Origin of the sequence: Planomonospora sp. ID82291 (assembly GCF_015711645.1) — a bacterium.
Lineage (GTDB): Bacteria > Actinomycetota > Actinomycetes > Streptosporangiales > Streptosporangiaceae > Planomonospora.
In genome coordinates this window covers 2,213,442-2,239,687 of the sequence record NZ_JABTEX010000001.1, presented here as the reverse complement: position 1 = coordinate 2,239,687, position 26,246 = coordinate 2,213,442, and the positions used below count along the sequence as shown (strand labels likewise).

Sequence of the window (26,246 nt, the reverse complement as noted above, 5' to 3'; positions counted from 1 at the left end):
GATCTTGGTGGATTTAAACTACCAATCCGGTTATTTCACCGTTACTCCCCCTATACCCTTATCGCTCCCTCCATGCCGCACAATTGGCTGAATCGTGATCCCGTAATCGGGAAATGATCCTTCGGGTACCGACCGGTACCGGAGGGAATGGCCCCGATGGGCCATGGGCACGAAAGACCGCCCGCCGTACTCTCGAAGTGGGTGTGGGCTGCGGAAGGAAGGACGACGCGGTGGGGCACGACGACCTGGACCTCAGGGTCCACGACCGTGTCGCGTTGGACGAGATCGCGCTCTATGCCGAGGTGCTTACCGCCGTCGCCGACAGCGAACGGCCGCTCACCTTGGCCGAGCTCGACAACGCGCTCGGATTGAGCGCTTCGGCGATCTGCTGAAGCCACGGCAAGGCACGGTGGACCCGTCCGGCCCACGTCCCGGACTCCCTCCGCAGGGAGCCCGGGACGTGGTCCGAAAGGACGGTCCGATGACTAGTCAGGAGCGCACCAGCCGGGCGATCGCCGCGGAGGCCTCCTTGACCTTCTCCTCCGCCTCCGGGCCCCCGGTGCCGATGGCCTCCGCGACGCAGTGGCCGAGGTGGTCCTCCAGCAGACCCAGCGCCACGGCCTGCAGCGCCCGGGTCGCGGCCGAGACCTGCGTCAGCACGTCGATGCAGTAGGAGTCCTCCTCGACCATCCGCTGCAGGCCCCTGATCTGCCCCTCGATCCGCCGCAACCGGGTGAGATAGGCCTGCTTGTCTCCGCTGTACCCATGCATGACCCAACGGTACCCGGGTCAGGAGCGGCCGGAGGTCTCGGCGATCAGTTTCTCCCAGCGCTCGGCCACGACGGGCGCCCCGTGGACGGCCGCGGCGTCGAGCGCGCCCGCCGCGAGCTCCCGGCGCCTGCGCTCGTCGTCGATGAGCCCGAGCAGCGCCGCGGCGTACGCCTCGATCTCGCCCTCCCCCTCGCGGACCAGGATCCCGCTCCGCCCGTCGGCCACGAACTCCCCCGGGCCCCGCGCGCTGTCGAAGCCGATCACCGGAACGCCGCTGGCCATCGCCTCGATCACGGTCATCCCGAGCACCTCGGCCCGCGACGTCACCGCCACGATCGACGCCTTGGCGAACTCGCCCCCCAGGTCGGGAGTGGTGCCCATGAAGTAGACGTGGTTGTGCAGGTCGAGCTCGGTGACCAGGGCCCGCAGCCGCCGCTCCTCGGGGCCCCCGCCGTACAGCCGCAGCCGCCAGTCGGGGCGCCGGCCCGCGATGAGGGCGAAGGCGCGGATCAGGCGGTCGTAGGCCTTCACCGGCACCCAGCGCCCGCCGGCGGCGACGATGCGGTTGTCCATCCGGGAACGCGGCCAGGGCCCTGCGGGCAGCGCGTCCGGGATCATCCGGACGACCGTGCCCCCGGGGCCCCCGGGGCCCCCGGGCTCCCCCGCGCCTCCGCCGCCTCCGCCGCCTCCGCCCAGCAGGCGGTCCCACTCCTCGCGGCCGGTCTCGGTGGCCGCGACGACCGCGTCCAGGCGCGGGTAGAACCTCCTGATCGGTCCCGGCACCGGTGGACGGCCCCACTCGCGGGCGATCCGCACGGTCTCGCGCGGGGCGTGCCGGGCCGCCTGCACGCTCAGCCCCGGCCGGGTGGTGATCAGCACGTCCGCCCGGAGCCCGCGCAGCCGCCGCCACAGGGCCACCTCGGTGCGCATCTGGCCGGGCGGGAGCAGGTGGCGCGCCCCGGGCCTGGCGTCGACCACCCAGGAGAGCCGCACCTTGGACCCGACCGGGAAGAACGGCCGCTCCTTGTGGCGGCGGACGCTGACGATCTCCACGTCGTGGCGTTCGGCCAGCTCGCCCGCGAGGTTGACGACGGAGCGGACGTCGCCGCGCATGCCGTACACCGAGGGGACGAGCAGGCAGATCCTCACCCGCCCACCTCGATCCTGAGCTCGTCGTCGGCGGTGTAGCAGGGCCGGATCGGCACCCCGTCGATCCGGGCGGCCGGGTAGTGCAGGCGGCGGCGCTTGCCGTCCACGTCGTCGAGGCGCGCGCCCAGGCGGAGCGGGCCGGGCAGGCCGTCGACCTCCAACGCGGGCTCCCAGACGCCCGGCCGCTCGGGTGCGGCGCCGACCACGTCGCACAGGGAGAGCGCGGCGTGGAAGCGCACGCCCTGGACCGTGGCGGCGACGGAGAGCTCGGCCTCGGGCTCGCCGCGGCGCAGCGCCAGCCGCGCCTCGTGCCGGGACTCGTCGTCGTCGAGCCCGGTGAAGGCCAGCAGGCCGGTGACCTCGAAGCGGCCCTCCCGGAACCAGACCGCGCGGACCTCGGCGACCGGCTCCACCTCGTCGATCTTCAGGGCGAGGAAGCCGCCCCGGGTCCGGTAGGCCCGGTAGGCCAGCGAGCGGCGGCTCAGCGCGTAGGCGTCCAGGCGGTCGAGGGAGAAACCGGGGTCGACGCTCCGCAGCCGCGCCCGGGGGCCGTCCTGGGCGAGGTAGGCGTCCCAGCGGCCGGGGGTGAGCGTCAGCGGGGCGAGGGAGACGGCGAGCGTCGCGTCCCGCGCCTTCGTGGCCGAGGCGCCCAGCGGGACCCGGCGCTCGGTGGCGGCGGTGCGGTGGCGCAGGACCAGCTCGGCGCCCTCGGACAGGGGCTCGTCGATCGCCAGGCGGAGGGAGAGCACGTCGGCCAAGGTGACCTCGGCATCCGTGACGACGGCACGCACCGCCGGCCCCCTCCCCGTCGAATGAGCTACGCGACGTTGAGGTTACCGTGATTTTCCCGTTATGTGGACTGCCCTCGACGGAGAAGTTTCGGGCCGACTGTCCTTTTCAAAAAGACTTTACAACGAGTCAGGCGCGGTCCGCAGAAAGCGGACCGCGCCCGGTTTCCGGCCGGAAGTCGATCAGGACGCCTCGACCGGTTCACCCTTGACGGACTTGATCAGCAACTGCGAGACGTCCACGACCTCCAGCGTCTGCTTGGCCTCGCCGGAGTTCTTCTTCTCGTTGATCGAGTCGCCCAGCATGACGAGGCAGAAGGGGCAGGCGGTGGAGATGGTGTCCGGGTCGGTGGTCAGCGCCTCGTCCACGCGCTCGGTGTTGATGCGCTTGCCGAGCCGCTCCTCCATCCACATCCGCGCGCCGCCGGCGCCGCAGCAGAAGCCGCGGTCCTTGTGGCGGTGCATCTCCTGCGTCGTGACCCCGGGCACCTTCGCCATGATGTCGCGGGGCTGGGAGTAGACCTTGTTGTGGCGGCCGAGGAAGCACGGGTCGTGGTAGGTGATCTTCTCCTCGATCGGGGTGACCGGGACCAGCTTTCCCTCGTCGACCAGCCTGGCCAGCAGCTGGGTGTGGTGCACGACCTCGTAGGTCCCGCCCAGCTGGGGATACTCGTTGGCCAGGGTGTTGAAGCAGTGCGGGCAGGTGGCCACGATCTTCTTGACGCCCGCCTCGTTCAGCGTCTCGATGTTCTGCTGGGCCAGCATGTTGAACAGGAACTCCATGCCCAGGCGGCGGGCCGGGTCACCGGTGCAGGCCTCCATCGGGCCGAGCACCGCGAACTTCACGCCCGCGATGTGCAGCAGCTCGGCGACCGCCTTGGTGGTCTTCTTGGCCCGGTCCTCCAGCGCTCCGGCGCACCCCACCCAGAACAGGTACTCGGTGTCCTCGGGCATCTTGTCGTCCACGAGCTGGACCTCGAAGTCCAGCTCCTCGATCCAGTCCGCCCGCTTCATCTCGGACATGCCCCACGGGTTGCCCTTGTTCTCCAGGTTCTTGACCATGACGCCGGCCTCGGACGGGAAGTTCGACTCCACCATCACCTGGTAGCGGCGCATGTCGAGGATGTGGTCGATGTGCTCGATGTCCACCGGGCACTGCTCCACGCAGGCACCGCAGTTGGTGCAGGACCACAGCACGTCCGGGTGGATGACGCCGTCCTCGCCGACCAGCGGCTTGTCCAGCAGCGCCAGCACGTCCTGGCCCGCGTGCGCCCGCTGCTCCTCGCTCATCATCAGGTACGGCGCGACCGCGAAGGCGTGGTCGCGCTGGTCCAGGATGAGCATCTTCGGGGAGAGCGGCTTGTCGGTGTTCCACGCCGGGCACTGCGACTGGCAGCGGCCGCACTCGGTGCAGGTGTAGAAGTCGAGGAAGCCCTTCCAGGTGGTGTCGGCGATCCTGCCGCGGCCGAGCCGGTCGCCGTCGAGGTCCTCGTCCTCGAAGTCGACGACCTTGCCGTCGATGCGCATCTCCGGGGCCGCGCCCAGGGCGTCGGGCCGGCGGGAGAACATCACGTTCAGCGGCGCGGTGAAGATGTGCAGGTGCTTGGAGTTCACCACGATGACCAGGAACACCAGCATGACGCCGATGTGCAGCAGCAGGCCGATCTCCTCCAGCAGGGTGCTGGCGGGCAGGACCGCGGCGACCGCCTCGGAGGCGAACGCGCCCGAGGCGTAGGGGAAGTTGCCGGTGTTGACCGCGGCGCCGCGGGCCAGGAAGAGCGTCCAGATCACGTTGAAGATCATGAACAGGACGAGCCAGGCGCCGCCCAGGTGGGAGCCGGAGAAGCGGGAGCCGCGGCCGAGCCGCTTCGGGGAGTTCTTGATCCGGATGGCCGTGAAGGCCGCCAGGCCGAGGAGGCAGGCGACCGCGATGAAGTCCTGCAGGAAGCCGAGGACCGGCCAGGTGCCGATGATCGGGATGTGGAAGTCCGGCGTCCCGGTGACCGCCCCCTGGATGATCGCGCCGTACGCCTCGACGTAGACCGTGGCCAGGATGAAGAACGCCCACATGACGAAGAAGTGCGCGACGCCCGACGGCGTCCACTTCAGCAGCTTCTTCTGCCCGAAGACCTCGACCAGTTGGGCCTTGACCTCCGCGCCGACGTTGTTCCTGGCGTATTCGATCCGCTCGGGCGCGGGCGGCCCGACGACGGCGAGCTTGTACAGGAACAGGACGCGGCGCGCGGCGAGCGCGAGCGCGACGACTGTCATGACGAGCCCGATGATGGCCACCCAGAGCACGGGTCCTCCCACAGACGGCGTTGGCTGCCAGCGAATGACCGCCGGTCATCCCCGGCGACCACAGGTCGCCCCGAATCCTACCCATGGGTAACTTCCACCCGGAATGGGAAACGCGGTGAACGTGGTCACCATATGGTCAATTCGCATTCTAGAACAATGCTCTATACACCTGCGGGCGCCCCCCGGTCAGCGGGACCCGTCCAGATAGCGCTGGATCGCGGGCGCCAGCAGCGCCACCAGTTCCTCGGTGCCGGCCGAGGCCAGCGGCTCCAGCCGGAGCACGTACCGGGCCAGGACCACGCCGAACAGCTGGGCGAACGCGGCCTCCATCCGGATCGGCGGGATGTCCAGCGCCTCGGCGACCCGCAGCAGCAGGGCGTGCGTCATGAACTCCCGGATCATCCCGGCGGCCCTGTCGTTGGTCATCGCCGTGCGCACCAACGCCAGCAGCGGCTGGCGCGCCTCCGCGTCCGAGGTCACCGTGAGGATGAAGCGGACCAGCCGCTCGCCCATCTCCCCGCGCGGCCCGGTGAGGATCTGCGGGACCACCTCGTCCGGGACGATGGGCAGCTCCATGGCCGCGACGAACACGCCCTCCTTGCCGGCGAAGTAGTGGTGGACCAGCGCCGGGTCCACGCCCGCCTCCCGGGCGATGCCCCGGACCGTGGCCTTGTCGAACCCCTTCTCGGCGAACGTCCTGCGCGCCGCCGCGAGGATCTCCCCCCGCGTGTCCGCCGACCCCGGACGGCGTCCCGGACGGCGTCCCGGACGCGGCCCGTCCGCCACCGTCACGCGTTGGCCGAGGCCGCGAGGTGCAGCCGCGCGAAGGCGAGCGCCTCGGCGAGGTCGTCGACGCGCTCGGTACGGCTGGCCGCCTTGCGCGTGTTGACCTCCAGCACCACCAGGCCGCCGAAGCCGCCCGCCGCCAGCCGCTCCAGGATGGGCGCGCACGGCTGGTTGCCCCGCCCCGGGACCAGGTGCTCGTCCCGGTTGGGGATGCCGACCCCGTCGGCCAGGTGCAGGTGGGCCAGCCGGTCGCCGAGCTTGGTGAACATCTCCCAGGCGTCGGAGCCCGACACCGCCGTGTGCGACAGGTCCAGGGTGACCTGCGGGAAGTCGTGGTCGACGGGGTTCCAGTCGGGGGAGTAGGGCACGACCTTGTTGCCGCGCGCCTTCAGCGGGAACATGTTCTCCACCGCGAAGACCACGTCGGTCTCCTCGCGCATCCGGGCCAGGCCGATCTCGAAGTCGCGCGCGTAGTCGCGCTGCCAGCGGAACGGCGGGTGCACCACGACCGTCTGCGCCCCCACCCGCTCCGCGGCCCGCTGGGCGCGCTTGAGCTTGGCCCACGGGTCCTTGCCCCACACCCGCTGGGTGACCAGCAGGCAGGGCGCGTGGATGGCGAGGATGGGCAGCTGGTAGTGGTCCGACAGCCGCTCCAGGACGTCGATGTCCTGGCTCACCGGATCGGCGCCCACCATGATCTCCACGCCGTCGTATCCCAGGCGCGCGGCCAGCTCGAAGGCGTCCGGTGTGCGCTCCGGATACACCGACGCCGTGGACAGCGCGATCTTCGCACTGGGCACTCGGATGACGCTCATCGGAGCCCTTCTCGCCTTCGGGGTCGGAGTCCATGCCGCGGACGCCGCGGCGCCCGCGCCCCGCTCGTCCACAATGCCAGACTAAGCGCGTCCGGGGCCGAATGGCGTCCAGCCACCCCTGTGCGGCCCGGATCACACCGACCGATCACCCCCGGGCGGCCCGGATCACACCGACCGATCACCCCGATACGGTGGAGGGATGCCGCGGTTCGTCAAGGGGGCCATCCCCAGCCCCAACATCTGGAACACCCCGCACGTCTACGAGCTGGAGAACCGCGCGGTCGACCCCGAGGGCCGGGCCGGGGCCGCGATGGCCGCCGTGCGCCCGATCGCCGGGGCGACCGTCCTCGACGTCGGCTGCGGCACCGGCTACCACCTCCCGGCGCTGTCCGCCGAGGCCGCGCGCGTCATCGGCGTCGAGCCGCACGCCGACCTCGTCGAGCTCGCCCGGCGGCGCTGCCGGGCCCTGCCCGGTGTGGAGGTCCGCGCCGGGACCGCGCAGGCCCTGCCCCTCCCGGACGCCTCGGTGGACGTCGCCGTCGCCCGCTGGGCCTACTTCTTCGGCCCCGGCTGCGAACCCGGCCTGACCGAGCTCGCCCGGGTCCTGCGGCGCGGCGGCACCGCCTTCGTGATCGACGTCGACGCCTCCCGCGGCGACTTCGGCCGCTGGTTCCGCCGGTCCGTCCCGTCCTACTCGCCGCAGGCCGTGGCGGACTTCTGGGCCCGCCGCGGCTGGCGGGCCCAGCCCCTGGACCTGCGCATGGCCTTCGAGCGCCGGGCCGACCTCGAAGCCGTCCTGCGCATCGAGTTCACCCCCGAGGTCGCCGCGCAGGCCGCCGGGGAAACCCCCGGCCTGGAGCTCGCCTACCCCAACGTGCTGCGCTGGAAGCACTTCTGACCCGGCCCGGACCGGCGGGGCCGCGGGCCGGTCCGCCGGCGGAACAGAACACCGCCGCTTGACCTTGACACCGGCGTCAGGGATTACGGTCGCGGGTGAGGAGGTCCGGATGCGGATCGGAGAGTTCGCCCGCCGGGCGGGGGTCAGCACCAGGTCGCTGCGCTACTACGAGCAGCAGGGACTGATCACCGCGCGGCGGTCGGCCAACGGGTACCGGGAGTACGACGAGGGCGACCTCCGGCTCGTCGCCGAGATCCGCGCGCTGCTCACCGTGGGGTTCACGCTCGCGGACGCCGAGCCGTTCGTGGCGTGCCTGCGGGCCGGGAACGCCACGGGCGGCGCGTGCGCCGAGTCTGCGGCCGTCTACCGGCGGAAGCTGGCCGAGATCGACGAGGAGATCCGCACGCTGCTGGCCCGGCGGACCGAGATGGCCGCGCAGCTGGCCGGCTCCTGCACGGGATGTCCGACAGGGAGGCAGGGAGAGAAATGATCGTTCTGACCGCGGAGAACTTCGACGAGCAGGTGCTGCGCAGCGACAAGCCGGTCCTGGTGGACTTCTGGGCCGAGTGGTGCGGGCCGTGCAAGATGATCGCGCCGGTGCTGGAGGAGATCGAGGCCGAGTACGGCGACCGCCTCACCATCGCCAAGATCAACGCCGACGACCACCCCCAGATCGCCACCCGGTACGGCGTGCTCGGGCTGCCGACGCTCAACCTCTACTCCGGCGGCGAGGTGGTCCGGCAGATCAGGGGCGCCAAGCCCAAGCGCCTTCTCCTGGCCGACCTCGAAGGCTGCATCTGACCCGTCCGGAGACCCGGCCGCGCCCCGGCCGGGCCTCCGGGCGGGCCTCCGGGCGGGCCTCCGGGCGGGCCTCCGGGCGGAAGTTGTCGGCCCGGGCCGGTAGCGTGCGGCCATGGCAAAGAAGGTCGGCTATCGCTGTGGTGAGTGCGGTTGGCAGACCGCCAAGTGGGTGGGGCGCTGCGGCGAGTGCCAGGCATGGGGCACGGTCGAGGAGGAGACCGCCCGCGGCGGCGTGCACGTGGCCTCCGCCGGCGCGGTGTCGGCCCCGGCCGTCCCGATCGGCCAGGTCAAGGCCGAGGTCGCGCACGCGCGCAGCACGGGCGTGCCCGAGCTCGACCGGGTGCTCGGCGGCGGCCTGGTGCCCGGTGCGGTCGTGCTGCTGGCCGGCGAGCCCGGCATCGGCAAGTCCACCCTCCTGCTGGAGGCGGCCTCCAAGATCGCCCGTGGGCAGACCGTGCTCTACGTCACGGGTGAGGAGTCCGCGGCCCAGGTCCGGGTCAGGGCCGACCGGATCGGCGCGATCCACGACGACCTCTACCTCGCGGCCGAGACCGACCTGAGCGCGCTCGTCGCCCACGTCGAGAAGGTCCAGCCGGGCCTGCTCGTGGTCGACTCCGTGCAGACGATCGGCTCGGCGCAGGCGACCGGCGTGCCCGGCGGGGTGACCCAGGTCAGGGAGGTGGCCGGCAACCTCGTCCGGCTCGCCAAGGAGCGCGGCATGTCCACGGTCCTGGTCGGCCACGTCACCAAGGAGGGCTCGATCGCCGGCCCCCGGACCCTGGAGCACCTCGTCGACGTCGTGCTCCACTTCGAGGGCGACCGCCACTCCCGGCTCCGCATGGTCCGCGCGATCAAGAACCGCTACGGCCCCGTCGACGAGGTCGGCTGCTTCGACCTGCACGAGGGCGGCATCGAGGGCATCACCGACGCCAGCGGGCTGTTCGTCTCCCACCGCGCCGAACCCGTCCCTGGCACGTGCGTCACCGTCACCATGGAGGGCACCCGGCCACTGCCCGCCGAGGTCCAGGCGCTGGTCGCGCGGACCGAGGCCCAGCAGCCGCGCCGCTCCTCCTCCGGCCTCGACCCCTACCGGGTGACCATGGTGCTGGCCGTGCTGGAGCGGCGGCTCAACGCCAAGCTCGGCGGCTGCGACGTGTTCACCGCGACCGTGGGCGGGATCAAGCTCGGCGACCCGGCGATCGACCTGTCGGTGATGCTCGCGGTGGCCAGCGCGGCCGGCGACCGGGCGCTCCCGTCCGGGCTGGTGGTGCTGGGCGAGGTGGGCCTGGCCGGCGAGCTCCGCCAGGTCCGCGACGTACGGCGCCGCCTGTCGGAGGCGGCGCGGCTCGGGTTCACCCGCGCGCTGGTCCCGGCGGGCTCCCTCGACGCCGGCAGGGGCAGGCGCGGCGAGAGCTCCCTGGTCCGGGTCGACGGCCGGTCCAGCTTCGCGCCGGGCTTCGACGTCGTCGAGGCGGAGAACGTCTGGGACGCCCTCAACCACGTCACGTCCTGACGACCGGGGCCGTCGGCGGGCCTTCGGTAAGCTGGGCGCCGGACCCCGGCGGCGGTTTTCCGGACCCGCCGGGCTCTCGACACGGACCACGGGGGTCAGGTGGCAGCAACCGACAAGGGCCTCGACGAGCGCCGCAGAGCCGTCCTGGCCTCGGTCGCGCCGGGCACCGCGTTGCGCGACGGCCTGGAGCGCATCCTGCGCGGGCACACCGGCGGCCTGATCGTGCTGGGATACGACCGGGTGGTCGAGGAGATCTGCAGCGGCGGCTTCGAGCTGGACGTCGAGTTCTCCGCGACGCGGCTGCGCGAGCTGGCCAAGATGGACGGCGCCATCGTGCTGAACTGCGGCGACCACCGGATCGTGCGCGCGGCCGTGCACCTGATGCCCGATCCCTCCATCCCCACGGACGAGTCCGGCACCCGGCACCGGACCGCCCAGCGCGTCTCGGTGCAGACGTCCTTCCCCGTCGTCTCCCTCAGCAAGTCCATGCGGATCATCGCCCTCTACCTGGACGGCGTCCGCTACGTGCTGGAGGAGTCGGCGGCGATCCTGTCCCGGGCCAACCAGGCCCTCGCCACCCTCGAACGGTACAGATTCCGGCTGAACGAGGTCTCCGGCGCCCTGTCGGCGCTGGAGATCGAGGACCTGGTGACGGTCCGCGACATCGCGGTGGTCCTGCAGCGGCTGGAGATGGTCCGGCGGATCTCCGATGAGATCGCCGACTACGTCGTCGAGCTCGGCACGGACGGCCGTCTGCTCTCCCTGCAGCTGGACGAGCTGGTCGCCGGGACGGAGAGCGACCGCGAGCTCATCGTGCGCGACTACCTGCCCGTGACGGGCCGCCGGACCCGTACGGTCACCGGGGCCCTGCACGACCTGGACCGGCTCTCCTCCACCGCTCTGCTCGACCTGGCAGCGGTCGCCGGCATCCTCGGTCACGCGGGCGCCGACGCCCTGGACACCCCGGTGAGCCCGCGCGGTCACCGCCTGCTGGCCAAGGTCCCGCGGCTCCCCGCCGCGATCGTCGACCGCCTGGCCGACCAGTTCGGCAGCCTGCAGAAGCTCCTGGCCGCCAGCACCGAGGACCTGCAGGAGGCGGGCGGCGTCAGCGAGACCCGCGCCCGCCACATCCGCGAGGGCCTGTCCCGCCTGGCCGAGTCGTCCATCCTGGAGCGCTACGTCTGACCCCCGTCCGGTCTGCGGCTGGCCCGCGGCTGATCACGGCCGTCCGCCCGGCGCCCCGCCTCCGCCGATCCCTCAACCGGCCCCCGCACCGCCGCGACCCGGGGTGACATGACGGGGCGGCGGTCCCCGGAACTCCTGACACGCCGGACGTCCGCCCGATTAGGAATCCCCTAAAACGTATTTAAGGTCCAAATAAGGATCTTTCTCCCCCCGTGTTGCTATAAAAAAACGACCTCCCACGCACCGCGGTCTTCCCGTGAACCCGTGAGAGTCCCCTGTTCTCACCGTCCCACCCGAGGAAGCACATTGAGAAGAACAGCCACGCTCACCACGACCGCGGCGATCGCCTTGGGCGCCACGGTGCTCACCGCCACGCCGGCCTCCGCCCACGGGTACGTGTCGTCACCGCCGAGCCGCCAGGCCATGTGCGCCCAGGGAAAGGTCAGCGGCTGCGGCGACATCGTCTACGAGCCGCAGAGCGTGGAAGGCGCCAAGGGCCAGCGCAACTGCCACGGCGGGGTCGCCCGGTTCGCCCGGCTCAGCGATGAGAGCAAGGCCTGGCCGGCCACGCCCGTCGGCGGCAGCGTCGGCTTCACCTGGGCGCTCACCGCCCGGCACGCCACCAGCACCTGGGAGTACTACATCGGTGACAAGCTGATCGCGACCTTCAACGACGGAGGCCGGCAGCCCGGTGCGACGGTGACGCACAACGTGAACCTGTCCGGCTACAGCGGCCGGCAGCGGGTGCTGGCCGTCTGGAACATCGCCGACACCGCCGCCGCCTTCTACTCCTGCATCGACCTGCAGGTGGGCGCGGGCGGCACCGCCCCCGCCCCCGCCCCGACCCGGACCCCGGCCCCGACTCCGACCCCGACGGCGCCGACCACTCCCCCGACCGCCGCTCCCACCCGGACCCCCGCCCCGGCCCCGACTCCGACCCCGACTCCGACCCCGACGGCGCCGACCGCTCCTCCGACCGGCACGACTCCCGTGACGGAGTGGAAGCAGGGCCGCACGTACGTGATGGGCGCCGTCGTCACCTATCGCGGCGTGCGCTACCGGTGCCTTCAGTCGCACACCGCCTACGGTGACTGGAAGCCGACGCTCGTCCCCGCGCTCTGGAAGCGGCTGCTCACCCGGCCGGCCTCCTGACTCCGCGGCCCCGCCGCAGGACGGGCCCCCGGGCGGGCGGCCGGCCGTCCTAACGCAGGTGGAAGACCACTTTGTCGCTCTTCAGCCGGGGGGCCCGGACCACCGCCACGTAGGTCCCCGGACGGGCCGCGGACCGCTCCGCCCGGCAGTCGGAGCCCGACCTGCGGCGGTCCCACTGGATCTGCCGGACGTAGGGGATGCCGCGCTCCAGCTTGCGGATGTCGTCGGTCTCACCGCTGAGGCAGTCGGCCGACGACCAGACGCGGTCGTCGCCGGAGGTGACGCGGACCTCCGTCATCCGCGGTCCCACGTCGGCCGTGCACATCACCTTGCCGGTGTTGACCAGCGTGAGGATGAACCGCGGACGCTCGCCCGCGCGGTAGACCTCCGCCTCCCCCATCAGGCTCAGCACCAGGTCGGCGGGGTCGCAGGCGTCTCCCGGCCGTTTGGGCCGGGGGACCGGCTTGGCGGGTCGCGGAGAGGGCGTCGGCGCCGTCGGGGTGGGGGTGATGGCGGCCACCGGGAGGGTGGCCAGGAGCGGGTCCGGGACGGGAGACCCGCTCGTGGGAGCCGTCTGCGCCTTCGAGGCGCTCTCCGGCCCGCCCGCCGCCGAACAGGCCCACGCCACGATCGCGACCACCACGAGGACCGCGACGAGCGCGATCAGCCGGCGCCTCCAGTAGACGTCGACCCCCATGTCACTGCGGAACGTGTCCGGATCCATGCGCACAGTATGGGGAGCCCTTGGAAAAGCCCTGCGGCGACCCGCCGTCCCCCTACCGTTCCTTGGGCGAACATGTCGACGGACGGCACTATCGTCGAGGCGTGGCCAAGCGCAATCTCCTGCTGACTCCCGTTCTCGAGTGGTATGCCAGATGCGCCCGCGAGCTGCCGTGGCGCGCGCCCGGCGCCACCCCGTGGTCGATCCTGGTCAGCGAGATCATGCTCCAGCAGACGCCGGTGGTCCGGGTGCTCCCCGTCTGGACCGAGTGGATGGAGCGCTGGCCGACCCCCGCCGCCCTGGCCGCCGAGCCGCCCGGTGAGGCCGTGCGCCACTGGGGCCGGCTCGGCTACCCGCGCCGCGCCCTCAACCTGCACGCCTGCGCCCGCACGGTCACCGACCTGCACGGCGGGCGGGTCCCCGCCGACCACGCCACGCTGCTGACCCTCCCGGGCGTCGGCGAGTACACCGCGGCCGCGGTCGCCAGCTTCGCCTTCGGCGGACGCCACGCCGTGCTCGACACCAACGTCCGCCGGGTGCTGGCGCGTGCCGTACGGGGCGAGCAGTACCCTCCCAAGGCCACCACCGCCGCCGAGCGCGCGCTCGCCGAGTCGCTGCTCCCCGGCCCGCAGGACGCCCCCGTCTGGGCCGTCGCCGTGATGGAGCTGGGCGCCCTGGTCTGTACGGCCCGCGCCCCCCGCTGTGCCGACTGCCCCATCGGTGACCGGTGCGCCTGGCGCCTGGCCGGCAAACCCGCCTACGAGGGCCCCGCCCGCCGGGGGCAGACCTACGCGGGCACCGACCGCCAGTGCCGGGGCCGTCTCCTGGCCGTCCTGCGCGAGGCCCGCGGCCCCGTCCCCAAGGCGGCCCTCGACGCGGTCTGGGACGAGCCCGTCCAGCGGGAGCGCGCCCTCGACGGCCTCGTCGCCGACGGCCTGGCGGAGGTGCTCGACGACGACACCTACCGTCTGCCCGGCGGTCCGCCCGCGCCTCCCCCCGGCGCGGGGTGAGCCCCCGGGCGGCGCGGCGGGGTGGCGCAGGATCGGGTCACGGGGCCGCCCGGCGGTGAACGGGTGACGGCCGCTCAGGCGGCGAGCCGCAGGCCCAGCGCGGTGAGGTTGCTGCGGGCCCAGTCGAGCTCCTCGGCCAGCATGGTGACCAGCGCGCCGGGTCCCCTGGTCCGCAGCGGCACGGCCAGGTCGTGGATCTCGACCTCGATGTGGGCCGTGCCGTTCACCGCACCGGAGAGCATGGCGGTGAGCGTGTCCTCCAGGACGGGGCGGGTGCTCGGCAGCTCCCGGCAGGAGTCGCCCGCGTGGTTGTGGACGTGCCCGAGTTTCACCACGGGGGTGCCCGCCGCGGCCAGGCCGCGCAGGGCCGTTCCGGCCTCCTCCGTGACCCCGCCGCCCGCCGTCCCACCGGCCAGGTGGCAGGCGTCCAGGCAGACCCCGAGGTGCTCGGAGTCGATGCCGCAGACCCGTTCGAGGGCCTGCTCGGTGGTCTCCAGCACGCAGCCGGGCCAGGGCTCGAAGCCGACCCTGATGGTCTTGCCGGTCACGCCGTACAGGCCCCTCAGCTCACGGGAGAGGCGTTCGAGGCGGCGGGCGGCGATCGCGTGCAGGTCGGCCGGCCAGTCGCGGCGCCAGCCGATGGGGATGGTGGAGATGCTGCCGAAGCGCACGTCCTCCGGGAGCAGGAAGGCGAGGATCTTGGCCAGCGCCATCGTGTAGCGGTAGCGCTCGGGCTTGGCCCAGTCCGGCCCGGGGGCCTCCTGGTTGCGTCCGCCGGTGCCGTTGAGGCTCACCACCTCCAGGCCGCGCTCCTCCAGGGAACGGCGGAGCCGTACCAGTTCGATCCGGTCGGCGATGAGGTGGTCGGCGACGGCCGGCGAGAGCCAGAGGCCCACGCCCATCCGCTCCACGCCGAGGCGCCTGCGCACCGGGACCGCGTAGCGGGTCAGGTGCGCGATCAGGTTCTCCAGGTCCTCGGCGGGGTGCACGCCCGCGTTGTAGGCCAGGTGAACGAGCGTCCCGTCCTCGTGCCGCAAGCGCATCGGGTGCCTCCCAGGCGTGTTCCGTGTGAGACTCCGGTCGTCCGCGGTCGCGCCGCGCCCGCGGCCCGGCCTCGCGGGCCGTCGCGTCTCTTCCCTGCCGGGAACTCGACCCGGTCCGTCGAGCATCTCCCACCGGCGCCGATCCGCGCGTCACTCCCGGAGCTGACACGCCCGTACATCGCTGGGCTGATCTCTGGGGCCGGTCCCCGCCGGGACGGAACGGTGTCCGGGCCGCCGACGGGACGTGGTCCAGTTCGCTCTACAGAGTGTAGTACTACCTTCGGTGGTGGGAAGCACCCGCGGGTAACGAATAGGCGGACCCCGCCGTGAGGTGCTCACGGCGGGGTCCGCCTCTGCCTGTCCGGCCTCCGGCCGGGGTCCGTCTGCGCCGCGTCAGTGCTGGATCGGCTCCACGATGGAGGCGGCCGAGTCGGGGACCCGGTTGCCTCCCGGCGCGTTCTCACCGGCGAAGGTGAACTTGGCCTCCTCGCCCTCGCCCTCGATCCCGATCTTGACGATCTGGCCGGGACGGAGCTCGCCGTAGAGGATCTTCTCCGAGAGCGTGTCCTCCAGCTCGCGCTGGATCGTCCGGCGGAGCGGCCGGGCGCCCATCACCGGGTCGTACCCGCGGTCGGCCAGCAGCTGCTTGGCCTCCGGGGAGACCTCCAGGCCCATGTCGCGGTCCTTCAGACGCTCGGCGACCTGCGCGAGCATCAGGTCCACGATCTTGATGATCTCCTTCGGCGTCAGCTGGTGGAAGACCACGATGTCGTCGACGCGGTTGAGGAACTCGGGCCGGAAGTGCTGCTTGAGCTCCTCCTGGACCTTCGCCTTCATCCGGTCGTAGTTCGACTCGGTGTCGTTGGACTTCGCGAAGCCCACCCCGATGCCCTTGGAGATGTCCTTGGTGCCGAGGTTGGTCGTCATGATGATGACGGTGTTCTTGAAGTCCACCACGCGGCCCTGGGCGTCGGTCAGGCGACCGTCCTCCAGGATCTGCAGCAGCGAGTTGAAGATGTCCGGGTGGGCCTTCTCGATCTCGTCGAAGAGGACCACGGAGAACGGCTTGCGCCGCACCTTCTCGGTGAGCTGGCCGCCCTCCTCGTATCCGACGTAGCCGGGCGGGGAGCCGAACAGCCGGGAGACGGTGTGCTTCTCCATGAACTCGGACATGTCGAGCATGATCAGCGCTTCCTCGTCCCCGAACAGGAACTCGGCGAGCGTCTTGGACAGCTCGGTCTTACCGACACCGGACGGGCCGGCGAAGATGAACGAGCCACCCGGGCGGCGCGGGTCCTTCAGACCGGCGCGGGTACGGCGGATCGACCGGGACAGGCCCTTGACAGCGTCCTCCTGGCCGATGATCCGCTTGTGCAGCTCGTCCTCCATGCGGAGCAGCCGCTGGGACTCCTCCTCGGTGAGCTTGAAGACCGGGATGCCGGTGGCGGTGGCGAGGACCTCGGCGATGAGCTCCTCGGTGACCTCGGCCACGACGTCCATGTCGCCGGCCTTCCACTCCTTCTCCCTGCGCTCGCGCTTGAGCTGGAGCTGCTTCTCCTGGTCGCGCAGGGCCGCGGCCTTCTCGAAGTCCTGCGCGTCGATCGCGGACTCCTTCTCGCGCCGCACGTTGGCGATCTTCTCGTCGTACTCGCGGAGGTCCGGCGGCGCGGTCATGCGACGGATGCGCATGCGCGAGCCGGCCTCGTCGATGAGGTCGATCGCCTTGTCCGGCAGGAACCGGTCGCTGATGTAGCGGTCGGCCAGCTGCGCGGCGGCCACCAGGGCGCCGTCGGTGATGGAGACCCGGTGGTGCGCCTCGTAGCGGTCGCGCAGACCCTTGAGGATCTCGATCGTGTGGCTGAGGCTGGGCTCGGCCACCTGGATCGGCTGGAAGCGCCGCTCCAGCGCCGCGTCCTTCTCCAGGTGCTTGCGGTACTCGTCGAGCGTGGTGGCGCCGATGGTCTGCAGCTCGCCGCGGGCCAGCATCGGCTTGAGGATGCTGGCGGCGTCGATCGCGCCCTCCGCGGCGCCCGCGCCGACGAGCGTGTGCAGCTCGTCGATGAACAGGATGATGTCGCCGCGGGTGCGGATCTCCTTGAGGACCTTCTTCAGGCGCTCCTCGAAGTCACCGCGGTAGCGCGAACCGGCCACCAGCGCGCCCAGGTCCAGGGTGTAGAGCTGCTTGTCCTTGAGGGTCTCGGGCACCTCGCCCTTGACGATCTTCTGGGACAGGCCCTCGACCACGGCGGTCTTGCCGACGCCGGGCTCGCCCACCAGGACCGGGTTGTTCTTGGTCCTCCGGGAGAGGACCTGCATGACCCGCTCGATCTCCTTGTCGCGGCCGATCACCGGGTCGAGCTTGCCCTCGCGGGCGGCCTGGGTCAGGTTGCGGCCGAACTGGTCGAGCACGAGGGAGGTCGACGGCGCGGCCTCCTGCGGCCCGCCCGAGGCGGCCGGCTCCTTGCCCTGGTAGCCGTGGAGCAACTGGATGACCTGCTGACGCACCCGGTTGAGGTCGGCGCCCAGCTTCACCAGCACCTGGGCGGCGACGCCCTCGCCCTCACGGATGAGGCCGAGCAGGATGTGCTCGGTGCCGATGTAGTTGTGGCCCAGCTGCAGGGCCTCGCGGAGCGACAGCTCAAGGACCTTCTTGGCGCGCGGGGTGAACGGAATGTGCCCCGACGGCGCGGACTGTCCCTGGCCGATGATCTCCTCGACCTGCTGACGCACACCCTCAAGACTGATGCCGAGGCTCTCCAGAGCCTTGGCGGCAACGCCTTCACCTTCATGGATCAGACCAAGAAGAATGTGCTCCGTACCGATGTAGTTGTGGTTGAGCATCCGGGCCTCTTCTTGGGCCAGGACGACAACCCGCCGTGCGCGGTCGGTGAACCTCTCGAACATCTCGTCGCTCCTCACAGAGCGGTCAGGCAGGTCCGGGATATCCGGGCCCTGTCCTCCCGCATGGTAGCCCCGACCCGGCGACCGCTCTACGTAGAAGACGTTCCCCGAGAGCAGGGCGTTCACGCTCTATCCAACTACCTGTCGGGGGTGCGATGTTCCCGATACGCCGCAAGCGAACGACGTTTATCGACCATTGAGACCGCATTCGCGGCCCCTGCGCGCCCGGAGAGGCCGTCGGGGGAACCGCCGGAGCCCGGAGCGGGCCCCGAACACATCATGCGGTCATGGCCGCCACCGGACCCCACCGTGACCGCCATGACCGCATGATTCACCGGCCGGCGAAACCGCGCTCACCGACCACCGGTCAGTGCGCGGCCTCGTACTGCTCGACGATCTTGGAGGCGATCCGGCCGCGCTCGCCGACGTTGAGACCGTGGGACTTGGCCCACGCCCGGATGTCCGCGCTCTTCTCCCGGGTCAGCGCCCTCGTCCCGCCGGCACGGCGGCGGCGGAGGGGCAGGGCGCCGGCGCGACGGGCGCTCGCCACGAAAGGCGAGAGGGAGTCACGGAGCTTCTTCGCGTTTACGTCACTCAGGTCAATCTCATAGCTGGTGCCGTCAATCGCGAAGGAGACAGTCTCATTGGCCTCGCCCCCATCGAGGTCGTCGATGAGAATCTCCTGGATCTGCTTGGCCATCTACGCAATCCTTTCGCGGAGTATTGTTTCATTCGCTAGCCAAACATATACCCACGATGAGAGCGCAGCAATTCCGAAGCCCGGTGATTCTGCCACGGAAGCCCGGAAGGAGGGCTCAGCCGTTCTGCGACTCGCCCTGATCGGTCCGTTTCACGGGACGGCGACCGGCCGCCTCGCTGCGCAGGAGCTTGAAAACTGCATACACGAAGACTCCGCCGACGACCGCAGGAGGTATCAACGCGGACATTATCTCGTACATTGGTCCTCACTCCGCACCGGGGTGGCATTCCGGGTCATGGGATTTTCCGTGGCGACATCGCGGGCCGGGGCACGGCCGGCCGGGCAGATCAACCCACACATGACCATAGCGGCTTCCAGGAGCGATGTGCGTCCCAGGACGCCCATGGCGCTCATCCACCACCTTAATGCTTCTCTCCAGGCGTCTTACCGGTTGCACTCCGTAAAGCGCCGACGAAAAGGGTGACACAGTGGTCACAGAGTGACTGATTTCCCCCGCGGGTCGCGTCACCGCAGGTCCTTGACCACCACGGTCCCGGCGAGCCGGTCGTGCGGCCCCCGTTGAAGAGGCTTGTCCATGAGGATGAACAGCGCTCCCGCGAAGCCGAGCACCGCGGCCAGGAGGTTCACCGCGGGAATGCCCGCGGTGAGGAGAACACCGGGGTACAGGGCCGCCCGTCCCATCAGACCGGCCCGACCCGGGTCCGCACCGCCGTACGGGGCCAGCCTGATCCTCATGAGTTTCTTGCCGATGGTACGGCCGTCCCGGGCGTGCAGAACATAGTCGTAGAGCGTATAACCGCCAAAGGCGATCAGGCCGGCGAACAACCCCGGCAGCGCCCGGGGATCGGAGGCACGGCCTTCATCCGTCGCCAGGAGCGAGTAGAACGACAGGGAGAGAATCCAGTAGAGCGCCACGAAGCCGACGGCGTCGATGATGCGGGCCGCCAATCGCTCCCACCATTCGGCGGGCGGCGGGGCGCCGGGGACCCTCGGATACGGCGACGGAAGCGGCGGATCCCCCCTGCGGAAGACGTCCTTACCGGATGGCGTTCCCCCGTCTCCCGAGGGGGTGGGAGTCCTCGTCCGGCCTCCGTCCGTCCCTCCGGTCGTCCCGCTCCGGGAAAAAGGGGAACCGGTCCCGTCGCGGAGCCGCGGAGCCGATGCGACCGCATAGGAGTCCGCCGCCGGAGGAGAAGCCGGCCGGCGATTGTCTTCGGGACGCGGAGAGACGGCCATGGCGTTCCTCTCGCCGGCGCGAATGGTCGTGCGGTTCCATCGCATTCTGCCCCGGAGGGGGCACCCGACACCGTTTTCCCGTCCGGGCATGAAAGCGGGGCCGGCGGTTCCTCCGCCGGCCCCGTCGATCACCGGGCTATTTGATCTTCACGACCGCCGTCGAGGCGACCTTGTCGTGCAGGCACTGCTGGAAGGGCTTGTCCCAGAACTGCCAGAGCACGTTCACCAGGCTGAAGATGCCGACGAACCATCCGACGATCGGCACCCAGCGCAGGAGCTGCGGGCCGTAGAGCACGCCCGCGCGCTTGCCCGCGGCCTCCACGGGCAGCCCTCCGGCGATGGAGGGGCTCCCGATCGGGACCACCTTGATCCCCATGACCATCTTGCCGACCGTCTGGCCGTTCTGCCGCAGCATGAAGAACTCGTAGGCGAGGTAGATCACCCCGGCGATGAGCGTGGTGACCAGCGTGTAGAGGAAGGTGCTCCCCTCGTTGAGCCCGTTGGCGTCGAAGGTGGCCGGTACGGCCAGCCCGACGAACACGAAGGAGAGGATGACCGTCGGGATCGCCAGGATGATCCCGTCGACCAGGCGGGCCAGCAGACGCTGCCACCACTCCGCGAGCGGGGCGGGGACGCCGGGAGGCGTCACGCCCTGCGGACCATAACCCTGACCGTAGGCGGGCACCTGCTGCCCGTAGCCGGGCTGCTGGCCGTACCCCTGCTGGCCGTAGCCCGGCTGGCCGTAGCCCTGCTGCTGGCCGTAGCCGGGCTGGGCGGCCTGCTGGCCGTACCCCTGCTGGCCGTAGCCCTGCTGCTGGCCGTAGCCGGGCTGGGCGGCCTGCTGGCCGTACCCCTGCTGGCCGTAGCCCTGCTGCTCGTGGGAGGCCGCCTGGCCGTACCCCGGCTGCTGGCCGTAGCCCGGCTGGGCGGCCTGCTGACCGTACCCCTGCTGGCCGTACCCCGGCTGCTGGCCGTAGCCCGGCTGCTCGTGGGAGGCCGCCTGGCCGTACCCCGGCTGCTGACCGTAGGCGCCCGTCCCCTGCTGGCCGTAACCGGGCTGGGCGGCCTGCTGGCCGTAGCCCGGCTGCTCGTGGGAGGCCGCCTGGCCGTACCCCGGCTGCTGGCCGTAGCCGGGCTGGGCGGCCTGCTGGCCGTAACCCTGCTGGCCGTAGCCGGGCTGGGCGGCCTGCTGGCCGTAGCCCGGCTGCTCGTGGGAGGCCGCCTGGCCGTAGCCGGGCTGCTGACCGTAGGCGGGCGGGGTCTGCGGGCCCGTGCCCTCGCCCCGGTATCCCACGATCGTCACGTCGGGGTCGTGCCCGCCCTGGGCGTGCTGACCGTATGCGTTCTGCTGTCCGTATTCCGGCTGCCCCGACGGTGTGCGATCGCGGTCGGGATCATCCTGCGGATACGGCGGCTGTCCGGTGCTCACCGCGTCACCTCACTTCGACTGGGCATGCGTCTTATGTCAGACATGCATGCTTGCTGCTGCACAAGGTATCGACATAGGTAAGAACAGTCACCTTTCCTGGGAGTCAGCGCCCGCGTCATTCTCTCCGAGGTGCAGCAGCATCCTGGTGTTTCCCAAGGTGTTCGGCTTCACATGTTCAAGATCGAGGAACTCCGCGACGCCCTCGTCGTAGGAGGCGAGCAGTTCCGCGTAGACCTCCGGGGAGACGGGCGTCCCCTGGATCTCGCGAAATCCGTGCCGGGCGAAGAAATGGACCTCGAACGTCAGGCAGAAGACCCGGCGCAGGCCCAGTTCGCGGGCGGCGCGGATGAGCTGGGAGACGATCAGGTGGCCGATGCCGGCTTTCCGGCAGGAGGGGTCGACGGCGACCGTGCGGATCTCGGCCAGGTCCTCCCAGAGCACGTGGAGCGCGCCGCAGCCGACGATCCGGCCGGCCCGCTCGGCCACCCAGAATTCCTGGACGTCCTCGTACAGCGTGACGGTGGCCTTCTTCAGCAGACGCGGGCCCGTGCCGGCGTAGGTGTCGACGAGCCTCCCGATGGACCGCACGTCCGGGGTCCGCGCCCGGCGGACCGTGATCGCCCCGGCGTCCGGGACGGCCGGCGAGGGGGGGTGCTCCGCAACCTGCTCCATCATTCTCCTAGCGGGGGAACCACCGGATCCACCCGGTGAGGGGGAGATCCTCCGTCGTGGTTCCCGTGTTCGAAACGGTCAGGGCCTGGCCGTCGCCCCCCTCGTGTCGAGAAAGGCGGGAAGCCGCTCCCGGGGGAGCGGAGGAGTCGCAATGGATCAGGGTACGTCCTCTGCCTCCTGTGGTTACGGCTCGTCCTTAACTCACCTCACAAAAGCATCATGCGTCACCGGACGTGAGCTTCACCACATCCCGTCGGCTCTTCCTCCGGCTCCGGGCGTTCCGGTCGCCTCGGCGCAGACCTGCGAAGACCCCGCACCCGTGGCCGATGCCCCGACGAGCGACGGCACAATGTCAAGTTGATCTTGATTTCATGTGACCTGTCCGTGATTTCCTTGTTTGAGAACCCTTACCAAGTTGAGAGTTCTGGTTGAGCTTGAACTCCCCTTGCACTAGTGTCCAGGCTCGATGTCGGCTCACCCCGAGAGCCGACCCGCCGAGTCTCCGAGCCCGGAGAACCGGGGACCCACTCCCTGAAGTCCCCCGGGGTGAATCCGAGACGCCGCCCGCGCTCTCGGTAGGGCTGCCTCCGGCCCGAACCCGTCAGCTAACCCGGTAGGCGGTGCGAGGAAGAGGAGCCTGTTGGTGAAGCGCACGCGCGAACGCGGGAGAGAGCACGCGGGCGGGCACGCCCGCCACCGAGAACGCGCCCCGTACGGATTCCCGCTCCGGATCACCGCCGTCGCAGCCGTCTTCGCCTCCCTGACCCTCGGGACCCCCCTGGTCGCCGCCGCCGATCCCCAGCCGAGCCTCCAGCAGCTCGCCAAGCAGGCCGACAAGCTGCACACGGAGATCGCCCGGCTCACCGAGCAGTACAACGGCGAGCGGGTCAAGCTCAAGCAGGCCGAGCGGGCCGCCGCCGCCGCCAAGAAGACCCTCGCCACCAGCGAGTCCCAGCTGGAGTCGCGGCGCCACAAGGCCAGTCTGCTCGCGCAGAGCAACTACATGACGGGCGGCCTGGGCGGCGGTCTCGCCTTCACCTCCTCCGGCGACCCCGACGCCTTCCTCGACCAGGCCGCCGCCACCTACGCCCTCCAGCAGCGCCAGAGCGAGGAGGTCGCCCAGGTCAGCCGGGCGATCCAGGCCGCGGAGCGGGCCAAGGCCAGCGCGAAGGCCCGGACCACCGAGGTCACCGCCCTTCTCGACACGCTCGGCACGAAGCGCACCAAGATCGAGCGGCTGGTCGCCCGGGTCGAGAGCGACCTGTTCCGGGAGGTGCGCGAGCGCGCCGTCGGCGGGGGCCGGGCCATGAAGGTCGACATGCCGATCGTGGGCGGCGGGAAGGCCGCCGAAGCCGCCCGGTGGGCGCTCAGCCAGCAGCTCAAGCCCTATGTGTGGGGCGCCGAGGGGCCCGGCGGCTACGACTGCTCGGGCCTGGTCATGTGGGCCTACCAGAAGGTCGGGATCAGCCTCCCGCACTACACCGGCAACCAGTGGACCGCGGGAACGCACATCTCCAAGGGGGAGATGCGTCCCGGAGACCTCGTCTTCTTCCACAGCGACCTGCACCACGTCGGGATCTACATCGGCGGCGGCCTGATGGTCCACGCGCCCCGGACCGGCGACGTCGTCCGCATCGCCCCGATCGCGGGCCGTCCGTTCGCCGGCGCCGTACGGATCGCGGACTGAGGCGGAACCCGTACGGATCGCGGACCGAGGCGGGGCTCGGGCTGAGAGGCGGAGCCCGGCCGGACGCGGATCCGAAACGGGTGCGCGGTCGGAGCGGGTGCGCGGCCGGACCGGCAGGGACGGTCCGGGGCCTGGTCGGAGCGGGTGCGCGGCCGGAGCGGGTGCACGGCCGGACGACGTCGCCGGTCCGGGGCCTGATCGGAGCGGGTGCACGGCCGGACCGGCAGGGACGGTCGGCGGGACGGGATCGGCGCGGGATCAGATCAGGCGGCGGCGCGCGGCCCATGCCACGGCCTCGATGGCCGTGGCCACGCCGATGCGGTCGCAGATGCCGCGCAGTCTCCGCCGGACGGTGCGTCCGCTGATGTCGAGGCGCCGTCCCACGCGGTCCACCGTCACCCCCTTGGCGAGCTCCGCCAGGAGGACGAGATCCTCGTCGCTCAGATCCACCTCGCTCACGGACAGAAGGCCGCGACGGGCGTTCACTACGACTTCTGGATATGCCATCTAGAGGTCCTCCCCCGCACCGGCATCCAGCCGTGAGTGTGATCGGAACCAATGTCGCCCGTCAGGAACGGTAAACGTCTTCTTCAAAGGTCGTCAAGTTCTGCTCTCCATAGATCCGGGGGCCTACATTGACTTAACGGTCATTACGTGAAGTACTGACGATATGTCGGGGTTTTACGGATATCTGAGATCGGCCGACGGCCGGAGGCCGGGAAGGGCGGCGGACCGGCGGACGTCCGGAAACCGCGTGCGATCACGGACGACCGCCTGCGCTCACAGATGACGGACCGCCCGCGGACGCCGTGGTGACGGCCCGCCCCGCGGCGGCGTCCTCCAGGAAGGCCACCGTCGCATCCACAGGCGGTATGAGATTTTTGTCACGTCCGCCACAGAAGGGCGCAACAGAAACAGAAGGAACCTCGGTCCGACGTGGCGGACGCGGGTCCTTTCTCTGCATTCGTTAATGACCCGCCGGGATGATTGATCGTCCGGCGATATAGGGCACGGCCGAAATTGAGTTTCCGCGCCGCACGCCGAAGGGCGCGGCCGGGCGGCCGGCCCCCGGGAGACGCCGTCGCGGCCGGGGGCGCCGCCCCCGGCCGCGGACGTCCGTCAGGCTCCGCCGGCCGGCTTGACCAGCGGGAACAGGATGGTCTCGCGGATGTTCTTGCCGGTGAAGGCCATGATGAGGCGGTCGATGCCGAGCCCCATGCCGCCGGTGGGCGGCATCGCGTACTCCAGGGCGGCGAGGAAGTCCTCGTCGAGCTGCATGGCCTCCGGGTCGCCGCCCGCGGCCAGCAGGGACTGCTCGGTGAGGCGGCGGCGCTGCTCGACCGGGTCCACCAACTCCGAGTAGGCGGTGCCCAGCTCGGTGCCGAACCCGATCAGGTCCCACTTCTCGGTCAGCAGCGGGTTGTCGCGGTGCTGGCGGGTCAGCGGGGAGGTCTCCAGCGGGTAGTCCATCACGAACGTGGGCTGGATCAGCGTGTGCTCGACGAGCGCCTCGAAGATCTCCTGGACGACCTTGCCCTGGCCCCACTTGGGATCCCAGTGGATCTCCCGCGCGTCGGCCAGCTTGCGGACCTGCTCCAGGGAGGTCTCGGTCGTGACCTCCTCGCCGAGCGCCTCCGAGACGGAGCCGTACAGCGTGATCCGCGGCCACTCCGCCAGCCCGAGGTCGACCTCCACCCCGCCGTGGTCCACCACGGAGCGGCCCAGCGCGGCCACGACCGCGCTCTGGATCATCCGCTGGGTCAGGTCGGCCATGTCGTGGTAGTCGAGATACGTCCCGTACGCCTCGAGCATGGTGAACTCGGGGTTGTGGGTGGCGTCCGCGCCCTCGTTGCGGAAGTTGCGGTTGATCTCGAAGACCTTCTCGATGCCGCCGACCACGAGCCGCTTGAGGTAGAGCTCGATCGCGATGCGGAGGTAGAGCTCCATGTCGTAGGCGTTGATGTGGGTCCTGAACGGCCGGGCCGCCGCGCCGCCGTGGATCGGCTGGAGCATCGGCGTCTCGACCTCGAGGTAGCCCTCGCCGTGCCAGAAGTCGCGGATCGCGCGGACGACGGCGCTGCGGGTGTGGGCCATCCTGCGGGCCTCGTCGTTGACGATGAGGTCCACGTAGCGCTGCCGTACCCGCGCCTCGGGGTCGGTGAGGCCGGCGTGCTTCTCCGGCAGCGGGCGCAGGCACTTGGAGGTGATCGCCCACCGGTCCGCCAGGATGGACAGCTCGCCGCGGCGCGAGGTGATGACCTCGCCCTCGATGCCGATGTGGTCGCCCAGGTCGACGTCGCGCTTCCAGGCGGCCAGGGACTCCTCGCCCACCTTGTCCAGCGAGATCATGACCTGCAGGTCGCCGGAGCCGTCCCGGATGGTGGCGAAGCAGAGCTTGCCGCCGGTCCGCGAGAGCATGACGCGGCCCGTGACGCCCACTTTCTCGCCGGTCGCGGTGTCAGCGGCGAGATCGGCGTATCTCTCGCGGATCTCGGCGTTGGTCGCGGTGCGCGGAAAGTTCACCGGGTAGGGGTCGACGCCCTCGGCACGGAGGCGGTCGAGCTTCTCCCGGCGCACGCGCATTTGCTCGGGCAGATCCTCGGCTGCAGTCACATGGTCGGTCACGCGGTCAAGGTTACCGATGTCCGGGCCGCTCCCGGACTGTGC

At 70.9% G+C, this 26,246-nt stretch carries 24 protein-coding genes and 1 riboswitch; of the genes, 9 read left to right on the top strand and 15 right to left on the bottom strand.

Translation table 11 applies throughout. From position 1 onward, the window contains the following. The first annotated feature begins 230 nt into the window (after positions 1–230). Positions 231–392, top strand: a complete 162-nt coding sequence (locus tag HS045_RS10040) for a hypothetical protein (RefSeq protein WP_189237508.1) — start codon at positions 231–233, stop codon at positions 390–392. A gap of 97 nt (positions 393–489) precedes the next feature. Here HS045_RS10040 and HS045_RS10035 read toward each other — a convergent pair whose 3' ends face one another. The 6 genes from HS045_RS10035 to HS045_RS10010 form a co-directional block, all read right to left on the bottom strand. Then, a complete protein-coding gene (locus HS045_RS10035) occupies positions 490–771 on the bottom strand; it encodes a metal-sensitive transcriptional regulator (RefSeq protein ID WP_196450795.1) in 282 nt (93 codons plus the stop codon). An 18-nt stretch (positions 772–789) separates the two neighbouring features. Then, positions 790–1,920 (bottom strand): glycosyltransferase, encoded by a 1,131-nt coding sequence (locus HS045_RS10030; protein WP_196450794.1) that lies wholly within the window; start codon positions 1,918–1,920, stop codon positions 790–792. After that, positions 1,917–2,711 (bottom strand): hypothetical protein, encoded by a 795-nt coding sequence (locus tag HS045_RS10025; protein ID WP_196450793.1) that lies wholly within the window; start codon positions 2,709–2,711, stop codon positions 1,917–1,919. The genes HS045_RS10030 and HS045_RS10025 overlap by 4 nt, the downstream gene beginning before the upstream one ends. A 180-nt stretch (positions 2,712–2,891) precedes the next feature. Beyond that, positions 2,892–5,009 (bottom strand): (Fe-S)-binding protein, encoded by a 2,118-nt coding sequence (locus tag HS045_RS10020; RefSeq protein WP_196450792.1) that lies wholly within the window; start codon positions 5,007–5,009, stop codon positions 2,892–2,894. Positions 5,010–5,195: 186 nt separating this feature from the next. Continuing rightward, complete coding sequence (locus HS045_RS35820) at positions 5,196–5,801, bottom strand: TetR family transcriptional regulator (protein WP_307827442.1); 606 nt, start codon at positions 5,799–5,801, stop codon at positions 5,196–5,198. Next, on the bottom strand, positions 5,798–6,610 hold the full coding sequence (locus HS045_RS10010; RefSeq protein ID WP_196450791.1) for a sugar phosphate isomerase/epimerase: 813 nt from the start codon (positions 6,608–6,610) through the stop codon (positions 5,798–5,800). Before HS045_RS10010 ends, HS045_RS35820 begins: the two co-directional genes overlap by 4 nt. A 199-nt stretch (positions 6,611–6,809) precedes the next feature. Between HS045_RS10010 and HS045_RS10005 the strand changes: the two genes are divergently transcribed. The 6 genes from HS045_RS10005 to HS045_RS09980 all read left to right on the top strand — a co-directional run bounded on the left by HS045_RS10005 (position 6,810) and on the right by HS045_RS09980 (position 12,159). Continuing rightward, entirely contained in the window at positions 6,810–7,508 is a 699-nt protein-coding gene (locus tag HS045_RS10005; RefSeq protein WP_196450790.1) for a class I SAM-dependent methyltransferase, read from the top strand. Positions 7,509–7,617: 109 nt separating this feature from the next. Next, the gene (locus HS045_RS10000) at positions 7,618–7,998 is read left to right on the top strand and encodes a MerR family transcriptional regulator (RefSeq protein ID WP_196450789.1); all 381 of its coding nucleotides are present in this window, start codon (positions 7,618–7,620) and stop codon (positions 7,996–7,998) included. Then, positions 7,995–8,309 (top strand): thioredoxin, encoded by a 315-nt coding sequence (trxA, locus tag HS045_RS09995; RefSeq protein WP_196450788.1) that lies wholly within the window; start codon positions 7,995–7,997, stop codon positions 8,307–8,309. The genes HS045_RS10000 and trxA overlap by 4 nt, the downstream gene beginning before the upstream one ends. 112 nt (positions 8,310–8,421) lie before the next feature. Further along, complete coding sequence (radA, locus tag HS045_RS09990; RefSeq protein WP_196450787.1) at positions 8,422–9,822, top strand: DNA repair protein RadA; 1,401 nt, start codon at positions 8,422–8,424, stop codon at positions 9,820–9,822. A 99-nt stretch (positions 9,823–9,921) separates the two neighbouring features. Continuing rightward, positions 9,922–11,007, top strand: coding sequence for a DNA integrity scanning diadenylate cyclase DisA (disA, locus tag HS045_RS09985; protein WP_196450786.1), 1,086 nt, complete (start codon positions 9,922–9,924; stop codon positions 11,005–11,007). Positions 11,008–11,313: 306 nt separating this feature from the next. Continuing rightward, positions 11,314–12,159, top strand: coding sequence for a lytic polysaccharide monooxygenase (locus HS045_RS09980; RefSeq protein ID WP_230883515.1), 846 nt, complete (start codon positions 11,314–11,316; stop codon positions 12,157–12,159). 49 nt (positions 12,160–12,208) lie between these two features. Here HS045_RS09980 and HS045_RS09975 read toward each other — a convergent pair whose 3' ends face one another. After that, positions 12,209–12,883, bottom strand: coding sequence for a hypothetical protein (locus HS045_RS09975; protein WP_196450785.1), 675 nt, complete (start codon positions 12,881–12,883; stop codon positions 12,209–12,211). A 101-nt stretch (positions 12,884–12,984) separates the two neighbouring features. Here HS045_RS09975 and HS045_RS09970 point away from each other — a divergent pair, with 101 nt between their 5' ends. Then, complete coding sequence (locus HS045_RS09970) at positions 12,985–13,890, top strand: A/G-specific adenine glycosylase (protein WP_196450784.1); 906 nt, start codon at positions 12,985–12,987, stop codon at positions 13,888–13,890. A 74-nt stretch (positions 13,891–13,964) separates the two neighbouring features. Here the strand turns inward: HS045_RS09970 and HS045_RS09965 are convergent, their stop codons facing one another. The 6 genes from HS045_RS09965 to HS045_RS09940 all read right to left on the bottom strand — a co-directional run bounded on the left by HS045_RS09965 (position 13,965) and on the right by HS045_RS09940 (position 21,892). Continuing rightward, positions 13,965–14,933 carry a TIM barrel protein gene (locus HS045_RS09965; protein ID WP_196450783.1) on the bottom strand — a complete coding sequence of 323 codons (969 nt, stop codon included), beginning with the start codon at positions 14,931–14,933 and terminating at the stop codon, positions 13,965–13,967. 393 nt (positions 14,934–15,326) lie between these two features. Beyond that, a complete protein-coding gene (locus HS045_RS09960; RefSeq protein WP_196450782.1) occupies positions 15,327–17,837 on the bottom strand; it encodes an ATP-dependent Clp protease ATP-binding subunit in 2,511 nt (836 codons plus the stop codon). Positions 17,838–18,201: 364 nt separating this feature from the next. Next, a complete protein-coding gene (locus tag HS045_RS09955) occupies positions 18,202–18,534 on the bottom strand; it encodes an Lsr2 family protein (RefSeq protein WP_196450781.1) in 333 nt (110 codons plus the stop codon). Between the two features lie 525 nt (positions 18,535–19,059). Then, complete coding sequence (locus HS045_RS35350; RefSeq protein ID WP_255531701.1) at positions 19,060–19,791, bottom strand: RDD family protein; 732 nt, start codon at positions 19,789–19,791, stop codon at positions 19,060–19,062. Positions 19,792–19,927: 136 nt separating this feature from the next. Further along, positions 19,928–21,094, bottom strand: coding sequence for an RDD family protein (locus HS045_RS36090; RefSeq protein ID WP_196450779.1), 1,167 nt, complete (start codon positions 21,092–21,094; stop codon positions 19,928–19,930). A gap of 213 nt (positions 21,095–21,307) precedes the next feature. Next, a complete protein-coding gene (locus tag HS045_RS09940; protein WP_196450778.1) occupies positions 21,308–21,892 on the bottom strand; it encodes an amino-acid N-acetyltransferase in 585 nt (194 codons plus the stop codon). Positions 21,893–22,374: 482 nt separating this feature from the next. Continuing rightward, positions 22,375–22,527, top strand: a riboswitch (cyclic di-AMP (ydaO/yuaA leader). Positions 22,528–22,535: 8 nt separating this feature from the next. Between HS045_RS09940 and HS045_RS09935 the strand changes: the two genes are divergently transcribed. Beyond that, positions 22,536–23,579 (top strand): NlpC/P60 family protein, encoded by a 1,044-nt coding sequence (locus tag HS045_RS09935; protein WP_196450777.1) that lies wholly within the window; start codon positions 22,536–22,538, stop codon positions 23,577–23,579. A 258-nt stretch (positions 23,580–23,837) separates the two neighbouring features. Here the strand turns inward: HS045_RS09935 and HS045_RS09930 are convergent, their stop codons facing one another. Both HS045_RS09930 and lysX read right to left on the bottom strand, forming a co-directional pair. Next, positions 23,838–24,038 (bottom strand): LuxR C-terminal-related transcriptional regulator, encoded by a 201-nt coding sequence (locus tag HS045_RS09930; RefSeq protein ID WP_307729044.1) that lies wholly within the window; start codon positions 24,036–24,038, stop codon positions 23,838–23,840. Positions 24,039–24,698: 660 nt separating this feature from the next. After that, on the bottom strand, positions 24,699–26,204 hold the full coding sequence (lysX, locus tag HS045_RS09925; protein WP_196450775.1) for a bifunctional lysylphosphatidylglycerol synthetase/lysine--tRNA ligase LysX: 1,506 nt from the start codon (positions 26,202–26,204) through the stop codon (positions 24,699–24,701). Positions 26,205–26,246 lie beyond the last annotated feature (42 nt).

Bases quoted from the DNA above. Each gene is read 5' to 3' on its own strand.
- HS045_RS10010 (WP_196450791.1), bottom strand. From the start codon at position 6,610: ATGAGCGTCATCCGAGTGCCCAGTGCGAAGATCGCGCTGTCCACGGCG.
- HS045_RS10005 (WP_196450790.1), top strand. From the start codon at position 6,810: ATGCCGCGGTTCGTCAAGGGGGCCATCCCCAGCCCCAACATCTGGAAC.
- HS045_RS09955 (WP_196450781.1), bottom strand. From the start codon at position 18,534: ATGGCCAAGCAGATCCAGGAGATTCTCATCGACGACCTCGATGGGGGC.
- HS045_RS09965 (WP_196450783.1), bottom strand. From the start codon at position 14,933: ATGCGCTTGCGGCACGAGGACGGGACGCTCGTTCACCTGGCCTACAAC.
- radA (WP_196450787.1), top strand. From the start codon at position 8,422: ATGGCAAAGAAGGTCGGCTATCGCTGTGGTGAGTGCGGTTGGCAGACC.
- HS045_RS10000 (WP_196450789.1), top strand. From the start codon at position 7,618: ATGCGGATCGGAGAGTTCGCCCGCCGGGCGGGGGTCAGCACCAGGTCG.
- HS045_RS09940 (WP_196450778.1), bottom strand. From the start codon at position 21,892: ATGGAGCAGGTTGCGGAGCACCCCCCCTCGCCGGCCGTCCCGGACGCC.
- HS045_RS09975 (WP_196450785.1), bottom strand. From the start codon at position 12,883: ATGGATCCGGACACGTTCCGCAGTGACATGGGGGTCGACGTCTACTGG.
- HS045_RS10035 (WP_196450795.1), bottom strand. From the start codon at position 771: ATGCATGGGTACAGCGGAGACAAGCAGGCCTATCTCACCCGGTTGCGG.
- HS045_RS09960 (WP_196450782.1), bottom strand. From the start codon at position 17,837: ATGTTCGAGAGGTTCACCGACCGCGCACGGCGGGTTGTCGTCCTGGCC.
- HS045_RS35350 (WP_255531701.1), bottom strand. From the start codon at position 19,791: ATGGCCGTCTCTCCGCGTCCCGAAGACAATCGCCGGCCGGCTTCTCCT.
- trxA (WP_196450788.1), top strand. From the start codon at position 7,995: ATGATCGTTCTGACCGCGGAGAACTTCGACGAGCAGGTGCTGCGCAGC.